Raw genomic sequence first — 16,842 nt, forward strand, 5'->3', positions numbered from 1 at the left:
TGAAAATTTAAGAATGTACTACGGAAAATTAACCGTTAAAAAATTAAGTTCATTACGATTTCCGGCGAACTTGGAGGTTTATTAAAAATAAATTTTAATGAAAACTATTCCAAAACGGAAGTTGTAGAATTTGACCTGTTCTGCTTGTGGATTACCTTTAAGGCTAAAGTGGCGAAAAACCCTCCTGTAAAAAAGCCCATCAAAGCTCCCATCAAAACATCTAACGGAAAATGTACGCCCAGATAAATTCGGCTGTAAGACACAATAATTGCCCAGGAAAACAAAATATAAGGAAAGAACCGGTATTTTTTGTTCAAAAGCAAAGTCATAAAAGTGGCGATAAAAAAGGTATTGGCAGCATGGCTGGAATAAAATCCATATTGTCCGCCACATTGTACAGAACGCATTATTCCGGTGAGTGCAGGATCGTGACACGGTCGTAAGCGGCCGATTCCAGTTTTGAAAATACCCGCCAACTGATCGGAAACGGTAACTCCCAAAGCAATGAAAATCAGAATAAAAACGATATTCCGGAATTTGAAGTTTTTAAATAAAAGGTAAAGAAAAATAACATAGAGCGGAATCCAAATCCACGTTGCTGAGATCATGAGCCATAATTGATCAAAAGACTCACTTCCCATATTATTGAGAAAAAGAAAAATGGATTGGTCTTTCTGAATAATTTCCTGCATATTAGCGGCTTACTGGTCCCTCGTGGGTATCATTATCGGCAAGATTGACTTTCGGCTCGTCTCTTCTGGCAAGAGCCTCTTTATCCAGTTCAGTCAAAGGATTAAAGTCCATTGCTGCCTGTTTCACTTTGTCGATTTCTCTTTTGATTTCCGAGACAGGATTGTCTGTTTCTTTCAGTATTTCAGTTTTTACATCTTCCATGGCGCCACGCATTTTGCGTACTCCTTCCCCTAAATCGCGTGCAATCTGCGGCAATTTATTAGGACCAAACAAGACAACAATTGCTAGGGCAATCATGAGCATTTCACCTATACTTAATTCCATGGCGTAAAATTACAAAAGATTATGGTATCGTTTTTCATTTTTAAAATTAAATTATTCTTAAAATTATAGCGAAAAAAATAATAAGATCCGGCAGCTAAAATTTTTTCTTTCTGGGAAAAAGGCGGTTGACCAAAACAACACTCACTGTCATTAATATAAATCCAAGGAAAAAGGGTGCTCCGGGAAATATAAAAGGTGCAGAATCGTGGGTAAAGTAATAAAAAATATTCGTCATTAATGGCGGACCGATAATCGCAGTAAAACTGATTAAACTAGCCAAAGCACCTTGCAGTTCGCCCTGTTCATTCTTTGGAACTTGGGCTGATATTACCGATTGTAGTGCAGGTCCGGCAATTCCACCTAAACCATACGGCACCAGAAAGGCAAACATCATCCAACTTTCACTGGCGAAAGCGAAGAGAACCAGACCTACTGTATAAAGTGCCAGTCCGTACACAATGGTTCTTTCATTACCGAGTTTGGGCTGTATCAGCCGGATTAGATAACCCTGAACCAAAGCCGCCATCAAACCGACAAATCCTAAGGAAAGACCGACCAGTTTCTCGCTCCAGCCGAATTTGTACATGGTAAAGAAAGTCCAGTTCGTTTGTACGGCATGTCCGGCAATATACACGAGAACCAAAGTTGAAATCAATCCCAAAATTTCCGGATGTTTCTTCAATTGCAGCAGGGAACCAACGGGGTTTGCCCGTTTCCAGTTGAAAGGCCGCCGATGTACTTTGTCGAGACTTTCCGGAAGAATAAACCAGCCATAAAGGAAGTTGACCAAACATAAAACCGAAGCAGCGTAGAAAGGAACCCGCGCCCCATATTGCCCCAGAAACCCTCCGATCACTGGACCGATTATAAATCCTAAACCAAAGGCTGCACCGATTACGCCAAAGTTTTTTGCCCGGTCTTCATCATTCGAAATATCGGCGATATAAGCACTTGCCGTGGTAATACTCGCACCGGTAACTCCAGAGAAAATTCTTCCTACAAAAAGCCAGAAAATCGTGGGAGCAATTGCCTGGATGAAAAAATTCAGGGAGAATCCCAATAACGAAAAAAGGATGATTGGTCTTCTGCCGTATTTGTCACTCAAACCTCCTAAAACGGATGCGAAGATAAACTGCATTCCTGCATAGGCAAAACTGAGCCAGCCTCCGTAGCGGGAAGCAACGCTTAAATCTGTTGTACCAACCAATTCCTGAATCAGTTTCGGGACGACAGGAATCACGATTCCCCACCCCGTAATATCGATTAACAGCGTGACGAAAATGAAACCTATGGCGGCTGATTTTTGGTTTTTTTTCATTGCGGGTGTAAAGATAGTTTTTTGTGAGGTTTTTTTTTATAGAATAAAGATAAAAGATAACAGACCGCTTCGCTGATAGATTAAAATCGTCCTGACAGTGGAGAAATATTTAACGCAAAGGCGTTTCATTTCTTCTCATACCGGTTGTAGGTATTAATCAGTGTAATCTTGGGGAAATCCAACATTAAAATATTCTGTAAGATTATTTTTAAACTATGTAATAAATAAAACTGGTGTAATCTTCGATTTCACTTTTCAAAGTTTCGAGCGAATTGATCGTTATGACTATGCCGATATTCAAGAATACGTTCCTTAACGTTTATATTCCGAGACTAATTTCTTAGGGAGAGAAAAAGGTTTTGTTTTTTATGGATGCACGGATTGCAGCGCGGTGGAACGGGGCTCTGTAAATTGCGGGAAAAATATGATCTTCGAATAAATGTTTAGAATTGTTTCTAAAGTTTCCGGTTGCGGTTTTAGCTGCCATGAAATACGGCATTGATATTACCAAATGCAGCGTTTGCAAAATTGGGACGCTGGAATGGATGGCGACTTATGTAAATATCGCAAAACAGGGTGTTCATCTAGTAAATGCTGCCAAATTACTAAACCGTGGTTCTCCAAGAAAACCCATGAAAAAATGTAACAAAACTTTAGTAAAAAACCAACCAAGTGGGCGCCTTATCCAGCAATTGATAAACGCGCTCAAATGCATCCGGATCACCCTCAGAACATCGGTTAGTTTCCTGATATGTAAGCACGAATTAGGAAGAGTATGGTTAAGGGATTGGTTTTTGGGGTGGTTGAGGATTCGAATTGTTGAGTATTTTGATTATTTGAATAACCGAATAATAAATATTTTTTTTAAATTACCTCCTGTTACTTTTTACTTGGCTCTTTTTACATGGCTCTTTCTCTTGGCTCTTCAAATCAGAAGCAATTCTTTCGCACGCCTTATCTAAAAGCCGATAAACCTGATCGAACTCTGCCATTTCACTCCAGTAAGGATCCGGAACTTCCTGACTGTTGTCTAAAATTAAAGAAACTTTATTTCGTTGGTAATCTGATTTTGCTAATGATAAAACATCAGTTAAATTATTTTGGTCCATACAGTAAATATGGTCAAATTCTTCAAAATCTTTGGTTGTAAAAGGCCTTGATTTCTGTTGAGAAATATCAACATGATAGTTGTGAGCGGTTTGGATAGAGCGGTAATCTGGACTTTTACCTTCATGCATATCAATCGTGCCGGCAGAATCTACGATAAAGCCTTCAGGAAGTTTCGACTGCAGGATCCCTTCCGCTAAAGGACTTCTGCAGATATTGCCCAGGCAGACCATTAAAATTTTCATGTAACTTTTATTAAAAATGCAAAATACAAAATAAAAAAAGGAATTTTTAAAAAAACTCCTTTTAGATAATGGCGGTAATAAAAATTACTGTTTAATTTTTTCAGTTAATTCTTTTACGTATTTCTTAATTTCTTTGTCTATTTTTGAAACATCTTTAATGGTGTCACAAGCGTACATGACGGTTGAATGGTCTTTTCCGCCCATTTCTTCACCAATTTTATTAAACGTAGCATTCGTGAACTCTTTTGCAAAATACATCGCTAACTGCCTTGGCAACGCAATTTCTCTTTTACGGGTTTTCGACAACAACTGCTCTCTTTCAATTCCGAAATATTCACAGACAACTTCCTGAATGTAAGGAATATTGATGACTTTTTTCTGATTGGCAGCGATTTTATTAATCGTTTCTTTTAGAAGTTCTAAAGATAATTCAGATTTATAAATCGTAGAATAGGCAATTACAGAATTGATAACTCCGATCAGTTCACGGACGTTTGTTTTTACTTCTGATGCAAGGAAATCGAGCATATCTTCTGTCAAAACAATTCCGTCACGGCTTAATTTATCAACGATGATTTTACGTCTGGTATCGAAATCAGGAGATTTAATTTCCGCTGAAAGCCCCCATTTAAATCTAGAAACAATACGGTCCTGAATATCCAGAATATCAACCGGTGCTTTATCTGAGGTTAAGATAATCTGTTTTCCGTTTTGGTGCAGATAATCGAAAATGTGGAAGAAACTGTCCTGAGTCGATTTTTTCCCTGAAAGAAACTGAATATCATCAATGATCAACACATCAACCATTTGATAAAAATTAGCAAATTCTGTCTGCTTGTGCGCTTTCGCTGCAGAGACAAACTGCTGGATAAATTTCTCGGATGATAAATAAAGAACCACTTTTTCAGGAAAAGCATTTTTAACTTCTAAACCAACGGCATGCCCTAAGTGAGTTTTCCCAACACCGTAACCTCCGTACAAAAACAATGGATTAAAAGCAGTTGCACCCGGTCTTTTAGCAATTGATTTTGCTACCGTCGAAGCAAACTTATTACTTTCTCCTTCTACATAATTGTCAAATGAAAAATCAGCTTTCAGGTTAGAATCAATATTAATTTTCTTCATTCCCGGAATGACAAACGGGTTGATGACGTTCGCGGAGAATGACGGCGGCAAAGTTTCCTGCATTTTTGGAGTCGGAACACTTTTCCCTTTCATGTTCATAGTAATCGGTTTCTCCTGGCCTGTCGGTTTATTTTCCATCACCGAATACCAAAGTTTCACTCCTTTACCAATGTTTTTTTTCAGCGCTGCAGAAAGCAGTGAAAGATAATTATCCTCTATATATTCTTTGTAAAAATCACTCGGAACCAACAAGGTCAGATTATTGCTGATTAATGATACAGGCTGTACATTATCAAACAGTAAATCAAAAGAATTCTCGAGTTTTTTTAGGTCGGTATTGTCTTCCGCTGCGTTGAGGTTGTCCCTCATAAACGTAAGACATTTCTCCCAAATTATAGTTAAATTTTCATCCATTTTCTTGCTGCAATTTTTCCTTCGCTTGTTAATTTTGACGGGAAGACAAAGATGTAATTTTTAATTGTCAAAAAAAAATCTTTGTACTATTGATTAATTAAAAATATATTTGTATGTCTAATTGAATACTTAAGATGATACACACAACACACACATTAAGAGTGCGTTACGCCGAAACAGACCCTATGAAATACGTCTATTATGGCAATTACGCTACCTATTTTGAAGTAGCCAGAGTAGAACTTTTTCGGGAACTCGGGATGCCATATAATGAGATTGAAGACCGTGGAATCTGGTTACCCGTCTCCCAATTTTCCATTAAGTATTTAAAACCAGCCTTGTATGATCAAAATCTCGAAATCCATACTTTTATAAAAAAAATACCGCGCGTCAGAATCGATTTTGAATATGAAATTTATAATGATTCTAAAGAGAAAATTACGGAGGCAAAAACGACTTTATTTTTCCTGGATTCGAAAAAAAACAAGGTGATAAAATGTCCCGATTTTTTAATGGAACTTATTGAAAAAAATTGGAAAGATTAAACGCTAAAATAATCTATTTAAAAGAAAAACAAAAGCCTTTCCGCAAAGATTCGATGGCTAATTTTCGACTTCGTTCAGGAATTACATTATTCAAAAAAAATTGCAAACTTTGGTAAGAATACGGTAAAATTCAATACAAATATTTTGAGACGGCCGCTGTTATAAAAAATTACAGTTCAGATCCGGATTCAATTTCGTACGGTTCTTTATCTTTTTCAAAAATCCTGGTCATTTCATTTCCTTCAACGGTAATCCGGTTCCCAATCCTTCGAATCCAGTTTCCTTCCCGGAGACCGATGACTTTGGTATTATTTTGAGTTAAAAATTCTTTGAGCCGGGTTTCGCGGGTTTCGCCATTATGTTTCAAATCCGGATTCGGATCCAGATAATGAGGATTTATATTAAAAGGAACCAGACCCATGCATTCAAAACTTGGAGGATAAACAATGGGCATATCGTTTGTCGTTTTCATATTGAGGCCTCCAATATTCGATCCGGCACTTGTTCCCAAATAAGGTTTTCCGCTTTCTACATTTTCTTTTGCCGCCTGCATCAAATTCTTTTCATGCAAAGTTTTTACCAATAAAAAAGTATTTCCGCCGCCGGCAAAAAATCCTTTAGCTTCATTCACCGCCGCAATTTGATTTTCAAATTCATGCAGCCCTTTCACTTTTATATTAAGCTCTGCAAAAAACTTTTTCGCAATCTCGGTATACTCATCATGTGAAATCCCGCCTGGTCTTGCAAACGGAATAAAAACAATTTCATCAATCCCCGTAAAAAGTTCCGCAATTTCTGACTTAATGTATTCCAGATAATTTCCACCAAAGAGCGTAGAAGTCGATGCCAGCAGGATATTCATATCAATAATTTTTTTTGGTTACCGGGCACAAAGATAATGAAATGAAAATAGTTTAAAAATCAACCACCAATTAAATTATCATATTAATAATATTATTCCTGATTTTTATCAAATTTCTGTTAATTTATTTATAATGTGATTTTAATAAATAATTACAAAGTATATTTGCATAGAATTTAACAACAAAAACACTTTATCATGAATTACACGATTGTTGGCCTTTTCCCAAGTCAGGAAAACATCAAAGAAGTTTCTGCAGGAATAGAAAAATCAGGCATCAAAAACCAGGATTATATCATCTACAGAACCGACAAAGACAATGCTCCGGAAGTGAAAAACAATTTCTGGAAAAGACTCTTCGGGACTTCTAAAGCACCGGTAAACCACATGGCAGGCCCTTTGATTACAAGTGTCTCCGTAAAAAATGAAGAAGAGCTGAAAAGCGTTACCAAATCTTTTAATGATAATAAAGTCGTGAAAATCTATGAATTCAAAGACATGTCGATTGAAGAAGCAAAAGATTTAAACTACATCAGGAAAATTGTAGCACTGCGCGCGAAATCCCACATTTATGCAATGCCGGAAATCACCGTTTCACCCGCACAGATGAACTGATCATAAACTGCCTTTATAAGCAGCACCGGAAATAAATTTTCAAAATAATTTCAATATAGCCGTTCTATTCGAATGGCTTTTTTATTTTTGTTGAATGAAAATCGCATTCCTTGGTCCGCACGCAAGTTTTACACAACTGGCATGTTCTCAAATTTTTCCCGAAAAATTACTAATTCCGCAATCCAGTATTTTAGACTGCTTCAATGCGGTGATCAATGGCGAAGTCGATAAAGCGGTCGTTCCTTTAGAAAACTCGATTGAAGGAACGGTTTCGATGACCTTGGATTATCTCTATGATTTCGATGGAATTTATATAGAAACAGAAGTCATCATGCCAATTGCCCATCAAATGATGATTCATCCTGAAAACGAGAATTTTGAAACCATCATTTCTCATCCTCAGGCGTTGGCTCAGACTTTTCATTTCCGCCATGACCATTTTAAAAATATGGAAACCCGTGATTTCAGTTCTACTGCAGCAGCGGCAAAATTGGTCGCAGAAAATCCTCAGGAAAAATGGGCAGCAATTGCGAATTCTTATGCGGCGAAATTATACGGTTTAAAAATTCTCCATTCCAACATTCAGGATTTCGAACAGAATCATACCAAGTTTATCGTAATTTCAAAAAAAGAAGACTTGCTCCAACTTGGTTTACCCAAAACTTCCGAGAAAACTTCTTTATTAATAACACTTCCCGAAGATCATGCCGGCGGATTGCATCAAGTGCTTTCTGTTTTCGCCTGGCGACAAATGAACCTTTCAAAAATCGAAAGCCGAACGTTGAAAACAGGTCTTGGGAATTATTTTTTCTTCATGAATATCGCCAATGAATGGCATCCTGTTTTATCAAAAAATGCATTGGAAGAATTAGAATCAATCGGGGCAACCGTGAAATTTCTGGGACATTACAATGAATATCTGCTTGAAAGCTAATTGTCTGAAAATCTAAATAAGTTCAATCAATACTTATCTTTCCATTTCTTTTTGAGCTGGTCAGCAATTTTATTTTCGGTGGAATTATTTCCGGGTTTGTAAAATGAGGATCCTTTTAATTCTTCAGGGAGAAATTCCAGATCGACAAAATTACCTTCGTAAGAATGGGCGTAACCATAATCTTTTCCGTAGTCCAAATCTTTCATTAATTTCGTCGGAGCGTTTCTTAAATGCAAGGGAACGGGAAGGTTCCCTGTTTTTTTAACCATAGAAATCGCATCATTGATGGCAACATAAGTTGAATTGCTTTTTGGCGAAACCGCCAGATAAACTGCAGTTTGACTCAAAATTATTCTGGCCTCGGGATTTCCGATCACATTGATTGCCTGAAAACAATTGTTCGCCATCACCAAGGCATTTGGATTTGCCAGACCGATATCTTCTGAAGCCAAAATCAACATTCTTCGGGCAATGAATTTGATATCTTCTCCACCCACCAACATTCTCGCCAACCAGTACACCGCGCCATTCGGGTCAGAGCCGCGCATCGATTTAATGAACGCAGAAATAATGTCGTAGTGTTGCTCCCCATTTTTATCATAAAGCGCCATGGTTTCCTGTAAAACCGAAAGGACATCTTCATTGTCAATTTCTTTCTTCTCAGAGTTTTTGAATTGATTGAGCACATTTTCCACGGCATTAATCAACTTTCGGGCATCACCACCGGAATATTTAATGAGCGCTTCGTTATCTTTAATAATGAAATCGGTATGGGAATCCTGGTTGTATTTGTGCAAAGAAATATCGATGAGCTCTTCTAATTTCTCATATCCTAATGCTTTTAAAATATAAACCTGCGACCGGGAAAGCAAAGCTGAAACCACTTCAAAACTCGGATTTTCAGTTGTCGCGCCCATCAAAACCACCCACCCTTTTTCCACAGCGTGAAGCAGAGAATCCTGTTGCGATTTGTTGAACCTGTGAATTTCATCAATGAACAGAATCGGTGATTTTCCTGAAAAAAGATTCTGCTTTTTGGCTTCATCGATGATTTCCCGAATATCTTTCACCCCACTTGAAACCGCTGAAAGCTTATAAAATTTCCGACCCGAGGTTTCGGAAATAATTTCTGCTAAAGTTGTTTTACCCGTTCCTGGCGGTCCCCAAAAGATGAGAGAATTCAAAGTGTCATTCTCCAACATTTTACGAATCGGTCCGTTTTTTCCGGTCAAATGCTCCTGCCCCAAAACCTGATCTAAAGTTTTTGGTCGCAGTTTTTCGGCAAGTGGAGAATTAGAGTTCAAGGTTTAAAAATTGAGCGGTTTAAAGAATATGTTCGTGGTCAAATTAAAGAGCGGAAAAATAAACAACATGTAGATTAGCAACTTTCACCACAAACTTAAAGCAAATTTAAACTATTTCGCTATTTTTGCAAGGCAATGTTCAACAAAATCATCACATTTCCTTTGGTTGTCCTGATAAAAATTTATCAGTGGTTCATCTCTCCGTTATTGCCAAAAAACTGTCGTTACGAACCCACCTGCTCTCACTATATGGTAGAAGCGCTGAAAGTTCACGGCCCGGTTAAAGGCTTATGGTTAGGCACAAAAAGGATTGCAAGATGTCACCCTTGGGGCGGAGAAGGTCATGATCCTGTTCCACCAAAATGCAAACATTAATTATCATTTTAAATTTTTGAATTCAATAATATGCTGACTTTTTTATACTCGACCTGGGATCCGTCCACAGGAATTCCTTTAGGGCCGGTTACCCTTCATTACTACAGTTTAATGTTTATTTTGGCTTTTGGTTTAGGCTATATGCTGATGACCAAAATCTACAAAATCGACAATGTCAACCTAAAATATGTAGAACCTCTTTTTACCTGGACTTTAATTGGAACCATATTGGGAGCAAGATTGGGACATGTTATTTTTTATCAGCCTGAACTTTTTAAACAAGATTTCTGGTCGGTTTTTTTACCGATCCGTACAAAACCTCATCTTGAATTTACAGGATTTTCCGGATTGGCAAGTCATGGAGCGACCATCGCTTTGATTTTCACAACGTTATATTACAGTATTAAAATCATCAAAAAGAACCCTTTCTGGGTGTATGATAGAATCGGGATTCCTGTTGCTCTGGGCGGTGCTTTCGTAAGAATGGGAAACTTTTTCAATTCTGAAATCATCGGAAAACCGGCACCGGAAAACTCACCGTTCGCCATTTTATTCCCACAGCAAAGTTCTGAATACGGAGCGATTGTTCCTCGGTATCCAACGCAACTGTTTGAAGCAGCCGGCTATTTCCTGCTTTTCATCTTATTGTGGATTTTATACCGGTACACCAGAAAAAAATACCATCAAGGTTGGCTTTTTGGACTTTTCTTTATTCTCCTTTGGGCCATTCGCTTTTTCGTAGAATTTCTGAAAGAACCTCAAGGTGACGAATTTATTCACATCGCCGGATTAAATACGGGACAGGTACTTTCAATTCCGTTTATGATCGCTGGTTTCGTGATTATGTGGTATTCGAAAAACAATGTGATTACCGAAGAACAGAATGAAAAACCGGAATAGTTTTTAATGTATATACGTATTTAGTAGCAGAAAAAAATTTCATTCAGCGCCGTTGTTAAGTGTAACGCCTTTGCGCCTTAAAAAAGTGAGAAAAACAGCCTGTTTGTAAATGAAGTTTTGCGTCTTTGCGTTAAAAAATTATGATGATGATTAAAGACAGATATACATCTAGCTTTTTTTAGCATTTTTTTAAATCAATCCTTTCAATTTATTGGAAGGATTTTTCAATTGAGATAGTTAAACACCGTTCCGATTTCCGCAATTAAATCTGAAGCCAGCATTGCTTCTTTTGAAAATTTTTCCGCAGCAAAATCACCGGCTTTACCGTGAAGCCAAACTCCAAAAACCGCCGCATTTTCCGGTGTGTAATTTTGGGCTGAAAGAGAAGTGATCATCCCCAGCAAAGCATCACCGCTTCCGCCTTTTGCCATGCCCGAATTGCCGGTTATATTATAGTACACTTTATTTTCTGGGGTAATTATTTGAGTATGATGATCTTTCAGAACAATATAGATTTGCAGGTTCTTTGCTTTCTGTCGGGCTAGTTTCAACCGTTCAAATGAGTTTTCAGTCTTTCCGAAAAGGCGCTCGAATTCTTTTGGATGTGGAGTAATGATTGACTTTTTAGGAATCAATTTTATAGCATCCGGATTTTTAGATAGTATATTTAAAGCATCTGCATCGATAACCAAGGGCTTTGAAATACGAACTAAAAAATTTAAAAAAGAAATTTGCGTATCAGAATCAGTTCCTAAACCCGGACCGATTCCGATTACAGAATTTTCTTCAAAATCAAAATTAACAACCTTATTTTCACCTCCATCAATAAACATTGCTTCCGGGCAATTAGTTTGCAGGATTTCATAACCGCATTTTGGCGCCAGTGTAAAGGTTAATCCACTTCCCGATTTCAGGGCGGCTTTGGTGGCTAAAACGGCCGCTCCTATCTTGCCGAAACTTCCCGCTGCGATGGTTGTTTTTCCGTAAGTTCCTTTATGCGAAAATTCATTTCTCATTTTATAAACTTTGTGAATCAATTTCTCGCCAATGACAAAATCATCCGTTTCTTCTTGAGAAGTAAATTCGTCGCTCAAAAAAATATCCATCAGGTGAATGTTCCCACAGAAAATTCCGGTTTCCGGATGCAGCATTGATTTCTTCCAGGTTTGAAATGTCAAAGTTTCATCTGCTTTAAAAACAACTGCATTTTCACTGATCATTTCATCAGCCATTAAACCGGAAGGAATATCGATTGAAATACCGGGGAAAGGCAGTTTATTTAAAAACTCAATCAAACCGGCGATTTCTCCTTCGACATTTCGATTGAGCCCGATTCCGAAAAGCGCATCGATGAGGACCGAATTGTCTTTAAAGACAAAACTGCCGACCTTTTCGAAATCCAGAATTTCAATTCCTGAAATATCATTGCACCGTTGAAAATTAATCAAAGCATCTTCCGAAAACTTTTCATTCTTTCCGGTAAAAACAGTAACATCAAAACCTTTGCTATACAATAATCTCGCAATCGCAAAACCATCGCCGCCATTATTTCCGAAGCCGCAAAAAACCGCGAACGAACACTTACTTTCAAAATTCTCGAGAAACCATTTCACACAAGACTGCGCCGCTCTTTCCATTAATTGCAGAGAAGAGATTCTTTGATTTTCAATGCTGAACGAATCCCATTTTTTGATTTGTGGGGCTGAAAAAATTTTCATTTTAAAGAATTATTTTCATTATCTAAAATTACTTAAAATATTCAGTACACCATCATTTTACTCAATATTTTTAGAATAATAACATTTTTTCCTAATTAAACACGCATTTTTTAAAATAATTCTTTATTTTTACTTATTAAACAATTAAAACGTACAATTATGGGAATGGTTCAGGAATTTAAAGAGTTTGCATTTAAAGGAAATGTATTAGATCTGGCAGTCGCAGTAATTATCGGAGCTGCTTTTGGGAAAATTGTTTCTTCATTGGTTGAAGATGTAATTACGCCCTTGTTACTGAATCCCGCACTGAAAGCGGCTGGCGCAGAAAATATTTCAAAACTGGCTTGGAATGGCGTTACTTACGGAAATTTCCTGTCGGCGGTCATCAGTTTTTTATGTATTGCAATTGTTTTGTTCCTGATCATTAAAGGCGCCAACAAAATGCAAAAACCGGCTCCGGCAACAGCTCCAGCCGGCCCTACTCAAGAACAGTTACTTGCAGAAATCAGAGATTTGCTAAAAAATAAATAATAGTATTCGCTGTTAATAAAAAAGACGCATGGATTGATGCGTCTTTTTTATTTGTCTATTTTTCTCACTTAATAAGTCTGTAAAATACTGCAAATCTGTTCGGCAAGAGAAAGCCCTATCCGGTCCTGCGCTTCTACGGTAGATGCTCCTGTGTGCGGACTCAGAGAAATTTTGGGATGGTTCAGAATTTCTTTTGAAGGCGTTGGTTCATTCGTGAAAACATCTAATCCTGCGAAAGCAATTTTTCCTGAATTTAAAGCACCGATAAGAGCGTGCTCATCGACCACTCCACCTCTGCTGCAATTCACAATCACCGCGCCGTCTTTCATTTTATTTATTTCTTCTACCCCAATCATGCTGCCGCCTTTTTGAGCCGGAACGTGAAGAGTTAAAAAATCCGCGTGTTTCAAAACATCTTCCAACGGTTCCGTTTCGATATCAACATTGATGAACTGATTATTATAAAATTTAACTTTAATGCTGGCTCTTCCGATATTATTGTCAGCGGCTACAACACGCATTCCAAGTCCTAAAGCAATTCTGGCAACCTCCTGGCCGATTCTTCCCATCCCCACAATGCCAATGGTTTTACCGCGAAGTTCAATTCCCTTCCCGTATGATTTTTTTAACTGATTAAATTGCGTGTCGCCAACCAAAGGCATTTTTCGATTCGAATCCTGTAAAAATCTTGCCCCACTGAACAAATGCGCAAAAACCAATTCTGCCACAGACGCTGACGAAGCTGCCGGTGTATTGATTACATGAATATTTTTCGAGCGCGCATAATCAACATCGATATTATCCATACCGACACCACCGCGACCAATGATATCCAGGCTTGGGCACGCATCAATTAATTCTTTTCTAACTGTGGTTGCACTGCGGACCAACAAGGTTCTGATCTCATGCGCATTGATAAAATCTGCTAAAAATTCCTGTGGAACTTTAGAGACAATTACTTCAAAACCTTTTTCTGTCAGGGCATCAATTCCGGACTGATCCAAACCGTCATTTGCTAATATCTTCATCCTATTTATTAATCGTTAAAAACTTCAATCGTTTCTGTTTTTTCTACCATATCCGTAAACTTGCCTTTATACCTTGTTGCCTTTACAATATGATTGTCAATCCAGTGGTAATTTCCACCGCGTGGTTTCCCACACAAAACACTGTGATATTTGAAACCGTGTTTATCGAGCCAGTCGATGGTAATCTGTTTTAAATTTTCGGTTCTGGAAGTGAAGAAACATATAATGTGACCTTGACCGTACCATCTGTTAATGGTTTCCAACGCATCCGGATAAGGTTCGGCGGTAATCATTCTTTCCGGTTCTTCATTGGGAATATCATCGGTAACCGTACCATCGATATCAATTAAATAATTCTTCATCTCTCCTTTCAGCATTGGGCTCAAATGATTTTTATATTCCAGTTCCATCATCAAAAATTTAAGGGGCAAAATTACAAAATTTCATTGATTCACAGCCTATTAAATATTCGTAATCATTATGCAGCCCGGCCTTTTCTTTTGGCAACAGCCTCCTAAAGCAATAAAAAACTCAGCTGAAAATTTATATTTTCAAAAAACTCAGCTAAAATGGATCATAGCACTTCCCCATTTGTGAAGGTTAATTTGGGGTTAAAAATTTTCCCAATAGATTTATTAATGTTAATTTTGTGAAGATGGAAGAACAAGTAGTTTTAATCTCAGAAAAAGATGAAGTTCTGGGATTAATGGATAAAATGCAGGCCCACGAAAACGGAATTTTACACCGGGCTTTTTCGGTTTTTTTGTTTAATAATCAGGGAGAAGTCCTTTTGCAAAAAAGAGCCGCCGAAAAATACCACTCCCCCAATCAATGGACGAATGCCGTCTGCTCGCACCCAAGAGTGAATGAAACCTATCTGGAAGCTGCACAGCGCAGATTAAAAGAAGAATTGGGAATTGAAGGAATGGACCTGACTCCAAGATTTCATTTCATCTATAAAGCAGATGTGGGCGGAAATCTCTGGGAACACGAACTCGACCATGTTTTTACCGGAACTTATAACGGTGATTTTACTTTGAACGCAGAAGAAGTTTCTGAAGTTCGATTTATCACAATGGAAGCACTCGATCAGGAAATGCAGTCGAATCCGGAAAATTTCACTGAATGGTTTAAGATTATTCTGGGGGAATATAAGGATCGGTTGTAGATGGTGAATTAGTGAATGGTCAATGGTGAATTTGAAATACAAATACACAATAACTCAACCACTCAAATACTCAACCACCCGGCTGCCGAAAACGCTTCATAAGAGAAACTGAAATAAATTATAGCCCCGATGGAAGCGGCATCCCACGAATCCACGACCGTGGTGAGTGGATACAGCGGACAGCGGGACCGGATTTTCTAAAAAACATAAATCGTGGTGCTCCTTTTAAAAAGAAATTAATAAAATAAAATATGAAAAGAACTCCTTTATTTGATAAACATGTGTCGCTGGGCGCGAAAATGGTCCCTTTTGCTGGTTTTGAAATGCCGGTGCAATATACCGGTGTAACGCAGGAACATTTTGCGGTTCGCGAAAAAGTGGGCGTTTTTGATGTCTCACACATGGGTCAGTTTTTTGTTGAAGGCCCTAAAGCAAAGGATCTTCTGCAATATGTAGGCACCAATAATGTAGATACCCTGGAAAACGGGAAAGCGCAATACACGTGTTTGCCCAACGGAAACGGCGGAATTGTGGACGATTTGATCGTGTACAAAATGGCTGATGAAAAATATTTCGTGGTCGTAAATGCCTCTAATATCGATAAAGACTGGGCGCATATTTCGAAATATAATGAGCAGTTTGGTGCAAAATTAACCAATGCCTCGGACGAAATGTCTTTGTTGGCAATTCAGGGTCCAAAAGCCACGGAAACTTTGCAGAAATTAACCGACGTGAACCTTTCAGAAATAGCTTATTATCACTTTACGGTGGGAACGGTGGCGGGAGTTCCCGACGTGATTATTTCGAATACAGGTTATACGGGCAGCGGCGGTTTTGAAATTTATTTTAAAAATGAAGATGCCGTAAAACTTTGGGACGCGATCATCGAAGCAGGTGAAGAATTTGGAATTCTTCCGTGCGGATTGGCTGCCAGAGACACTTTGCGTTTGGAAAAAGGATTCTGTTTATACGGAAATGATATCGACGATACAACTTCTCCGCTCGAAGCCGGATTGGGCTGGATTACGAAATTCGACAAAGATTTCGTAGACAAAGAGCGTTTTGCAAAACAAAAAGAAGAAGGGATTACCAGAAAATTAGTCGGTTTTGAAATGCAGGAAAGAGCAATTCCAAGACACGATTATCTGGTGGTAGATGCAGAAGGAAATGAGATTGGAAAAGTAACTTCGGGAACAATGAGCCCGATGAAAGGAATCGGAATCGGTTTGGCGTACGTGGCAACCGCTCACAACAAAGTAGGCTCGGATATTTTTATTCAGATCAGAAATAAGAATGTTCCGGCGAAAGTGGTAAAAACGCCTTTTGTGTAAAGAATTAAAATTTTAAAAAAAGAAAAGCGGCTGATTTAATCGGTCGCTTTTTCATTTTTAATTTGAATTATAAATTGCTTGTCCATCAAGAAGTAATTAGGAACTTTCAATAATGAATTAGTCTGACCATTTTAATTTGGGAGATGCTGAAAACAAAAATTATTTCCGATACGCGTATTTCTTTTGCAGCGCGTTCCAGATTTTGTAGTTGCATAACATTATGCCGAATAGAAAAAAGGCCTAACACGTAAAAATGTTAGGCCTTTTTGCTATTCGGTGTTCAGCGACGCCACTCATTTTTCATA

At 38.1% G+C, this 16,842-nt stretch carries 18 protein-coding genes; 8 read left to right on the forward strand and 10 right to left on the reverse strand.

Translation table 11 applies throughout. The features are described from left to right. Positions 1-104 precede the first annotated feature (104 nt). The 5 genes from QF004_RS05205 to dnaA all read right to left on the reverse strand — a co-directional run bounded on the left by QF004_RS05205 (position 105) and on the right by dnaA (position 5,226). Positions 105-692, reverse strand: coding sequence for a phosphatase PAP2 family protein (locus QF004_RS05205; RefSeq protein ID WP_307423558.1), 588 nt, complete (start codon positions 690-692; stop codon positions 105-107). Position 693: 1 nt separating this feature from the next. Further along, positions 694-1,017, reverse strand: a complete 324-nt coding sequence (locus tag QF004_RS05210; protein WP_307423561.1) for a twin-arginine translocase TatA/TatE family subunit — start codon at positions 1,015-1,017, stop codon at positions 694-696. A gap of 94 nt (positions 1,018-1,111) precedes the next feature. Beyond that, on the reverse strand, positions 1,112-2,335 hold the full coding sequence (locus QF004_RS05215; protein WP_307423564.1) for a TCR/Tet family MFS transporter: 1,224 nt from the start codon (positions 2,333-2,335) through the stop codon (positions 1,112-1,114). An 869-nt stretch (positions 2,336-3,204) separates the two neighbouring features. Continuing rightward, positions 3,205-3,687, reverse strand: coding sequence for a low molecular weight protein-tyrosine-phosphatase (locus QF004_RS05220; RefSeq protein WP_307423566.1), 483 nt, complete (start codon positions 3,685-3,687; stop codon positions 3,205-3,207). An 84-nt stretch (positions 3,688-3,771) separates the two neighbouring features. Further along, entirely contained in the window at positions 3,772-5,226 is a 1,455-nt protein-coding gene (gene dnaA, locus QF004_RS05225) for a chromosomal replication initiator protein DnaA (RefSeq protein WP_133438462.1), read from the reverse strand. Positions 5,227-5,360: 134 nt separating this feature from the next. On the opposite strand from dnaA, the gene QF004_RS05230 reads away from it, so the two are divergent. Then, the gene (locus QF004_RS05230; RefSeq protein WP_307423570.1) at positions 5,361-5,771 is read left to right on the forward strand and encodes a thioesterase family protein; all 411 of its coding nucleotides are present in this window, start codon (positions 5,361-5,363) and stop codon (positions 5,769-5,771) included. 169 nt (positions 5,772-5,940) lie between these two features. On the opposite strand, the gene pepE is transcribed toward QF004_RS05230, so the two are convergent. After that, on the reverse strand, positions 5,941-6,633 hold the full coding sequence (gene pepE, locus QF004_RS05235; protein ID WP_307423573.1) for a dipeptidase PepE: 693 nt from the start codon (positions 6,631-6,633) through the stop codon (positions 5,941-5,943). 198 nt (positions 6,634-6,831) lie between these two features. Here pepE and QF004_RS05240 point away from each other — a divergent pair, with 198 nt between their 5' ends. Next, the gene (locus tag QF004_RS05240; protein WP_307423576.1) at positions 6,832-7,248 is read left to right on the forward strand and encodes a hypothetical protein; all 417 of its coding nucleotides are present in this window, start codon (positions 6,832-6,834) and stop codon (positions 7,246-7,248) included. Between the two features lie 94 nt (positions 7,249-7,342). After that, entirely contained in the window at positions 7,343-8,182 is an 840-nt protein-coding gene (pheA, locus tag QF004_RS05245; RefSeq protein WP_307423579.1) for a prephenate dehydratase, read from the forward strand. 26 nt (positions 8,183-8,208) lie between these two features. Here the strand turns inward: pheA and QF004_RS05250 are convergent, their stop codons facing one another. Next, the gene (locus QF004_RS05250) at positions 8,209-9,486 is read right to left on the reverse strand and encodes a replication-associated recombination protein A (RefSeq protein WP_307423583.1); all 1,278 of its coding nucleotides are present in this window, start codon (positions 9,484-9,486) and stop codon (positions 8,209-8,211) included. A 135-nt stretch (positions 9,487-9,621) separates the two neighbouring features. Here QF004_RS05250 and yidD point away from each other — a divergent pair, with 135 nt between their 5' ends. Continuing rightward, complete coding sequence (gene yidD / locus QF004_RS05255) at positions 9,622-9,861, forward strand: membrane protein insertion efficiency factor YidD (RefSeq protein ID WP_133438468.1); 240 nt, start codon at positions 9,622-9,624, stop codon at positions 9,859-9,861. 30 nt (positions 9,862-9,891) lie between these two features. After that, positions 9,892-10,761: a prolipoprotein diacylglyceryl transferase gene (gene lgt, locus QF004_RS05260; RefSeq protein ID WP_133438469.1), complete on the forward strand. Its 870-nt coding sequence runs from the start codon at positions 9,892-9,894 to the stop codon at positions 10,759-10,761. Between the two features lie 224 nt (positions 10,762-10,985). Here lgt and QF004_RS05265 read toward each other — a convergent pair whose 3' ends face one another. Further along, positions 10,986-12,479 carry an NAD(P)H-hydrate dehydratase gene (locus QF004_RS05265; RefSeq protein WP_307423587.1) on the reverse strand — a complete coding sequence of 498 codons (1,494 nt, stop codon included), beginning with the start codon at positions 12,477-12,479 and terminating at the stop codon, positions 10,986-10,988. A 159-nt stretch (positions 12,480-12,638) separates the two neighbouring features. Here QF004_RS05265 and mscL point away from each other — a divergent pair, with 159 nt between their 5' ends. Next, positions 12,639-13,010, forward strand: coding sequence for a large conductance mechanosensitive channel protein MscL (gene mscL / locus QF004_RS05270; protein WP_133438471.1), 372 nt, complete (start codon positions 12,639-12,641; stop codon positions 13,008-13,010). Between the two features lie 68 nt (positions 13,011-13,078). On the opposite strand, the gene QF004_RS05275 is transcribed toward mscL, so the two are convergent. Together QF004_RS05275 and QF004_RS05280 are read right to left on the reverse strand one after the other, a co-directional pair. After that, complete coding sequence (locus QF004_RS05275) at positions 13,079-14,038, reverse strand: D-2-hydroxyacid dehydrogenase (RefSeq protein WP_133438472.1); 960 nt, start codon at positions 14,036-14,038, stop codon at positions 13,079-13,081. Positions 14,039-14,046: 8 nt separating this feature from the next. Continuing rightward, the gene (locus QF004_RS05280; RefSeq protein ID WP_133441020.1) at positions 14,047-14,448 is read right to left on the reverse strand and encodes a phosphoheptose isomerase; all 402 of its coding nucleotides are present in this window, start codon (positions 14,446-14,448) and stop codon (positions 14,047-14,049) included. 245 nt (positions 14,449-14,693) lie between these two features. Between QF004_RS05280 and idi the strand changes: the two genes are divergently transcribed. Together idi and gcvT are read left to right on the forward strand one after the other, a co-directional pair. Continuing rightward, positions 14,694-15,206: an isopentenyl-diphosphate Delta-isomerase gene (idi, locus tag QF004_RS05285; RefSeq protein WP_307423591.1), complete on the forward strand. Its 513-nt coding sequence runs from the start codon at positions 14,694-14,696 to the stop codon at positions 15,204-15,206. A 251-nt stretch (positions 15,207-15,457) separates the two neighbouring features. Further along, positions 15,458-16,537, forward strand: a complete 1,080-nt coding sequence (gcvT, locus tag QF004_RS05290; protein ID WP_307423594.1) for a glycine cleavage system aminomethyltransferase GcvT — start codon at positions 15,458-15,460, stop codon at positions 16,535-16,537. The last annotated feature ends 305 nt before the right edge of the window (positions 16,538-16,842 follow it).

Origin of the sequence: Chryseobacterium sp. MDT2-18, from assembly GCF_030815285.1 — a bacterium.
Taxonomy (GTDB): Bacteria; Bacteroidota; Bacteroidia; order Flavobacteriales; family Weeksellaceae; genus Kaistella; species Kaistella salivictor.

Bases quoted from the DNA above. Each gene is read 5' to 3' on its own strand.
- QF004_RS05205 (WP_307423558.1), bottom strand. From the start codon at position 692: ATGCAGGAAATTATTCAGAAAGACCAATCCATTTTTCTTTTTCTCAAT.
- QF004_RS05210 (WP_307423561.1), bottom strand. From the start codon at position 1,017: ATGGAATTAAGTATAGGTGAAATGCTCATGATTGCCCTAGCAATTGTT.
- QF004_RS05215 (WP_307423564.1), bottom strand. From the start codon at position 2,335: ATGAAAAAAAACCAAAAATCAGCCGCCATAGGTTTCATTTTCGTCACG.
- QF004_RS05220 (WP_307423566.1), bottom strand. From the start codon at position 3,687: ATGAAAATTTTAATGGTCTGCCTGGGCAATATCTGCAGAAGTCCTTTA.
- dnaA (WP_133438462.1), bottom strand. From the start codon at position 5,226: ATGGATGAAAATTTAACTATAATTTGGGAGAAATGTCTTACGTTTATG.
- QF004_RS05230 (WP_307423570.1), top strand. From the start codon at position 5,361: ATGATACACACAACACACACATTAAGAGTGCGTTACGCCGAAACAGAC.
- pepE (WP_307423573.1), bottom strand. From the start codon at position 6,633: ATGAATATCCTGCTGGCATCGACTTCTACGCTCTTTGGTGGAAATTAT.
- QF004_RS05240 (WP_307423576.1), top strand. From the start codon at position 6,832: ATGAATTACACGATTGTTGGCCTTTTCCCAAGTCAGGAAAACATCAAA.
- pheA (WP_307423579.1), top strand. From the start codon at position 7,343: ATGAAAATCGCATTCCTTGGTCCGCACGCAAGTTTTACACAACTGGCA.
- yidD (WP_133438468.1), top strand. From the start codon at position 9,622: ATGTTCAACAAAATCATCACATTTCCTTTGGTTGTCCTGATAAAAATT.
- lgt (WP_133438469.1), top strand. From the start codon at position 9,892: ATGCTGACTTTTTTATACTCGACCTGGGATCCGTCCACAGGAATTCCT.
- QF004_RS05265 (WP_307423587.1), bottom strand. From the start codon at position 12,479: ATGAAAATTTTTTCAGCCCCACAAATCAAAAAATGGGATTCGTTCAGC.
- mscL (WP_133438471.1), top strand. From the start codon at position 12,639: ATGGGAATGGTTCAGGAATTTAAAGAGTTTGCATTTAAAGGAAATGTA.
- QF004_RS05275 (WP_133438472.1), bottom strand. From the start codon at position 14,038: ATGAAGATATTAGCAAATGACGGTTTGGATCAGTCCGGAATTGATGCC.
- QF004_RS05280 (WP_133441020.1), bottom strand. From the start codon at position 14,448: ATGGAACTGGAATATAAAAATCATTTGAGCCCAATGCTGAAAGGAGAG.
- idi (WP_307423591.1), top strand. From the start codon at position 14,694: ATGGAAGAACAAGTAGTTTTAATCTCAGAAAAAGATGAAGTTCTGGGA.
- gcvT (WP_307423594.1), top strand. From the start codon at position 15,458: ATGAAAAGAACTCCTTTATTTGATAAACATGTGTCGCTGGGCGCGAAA.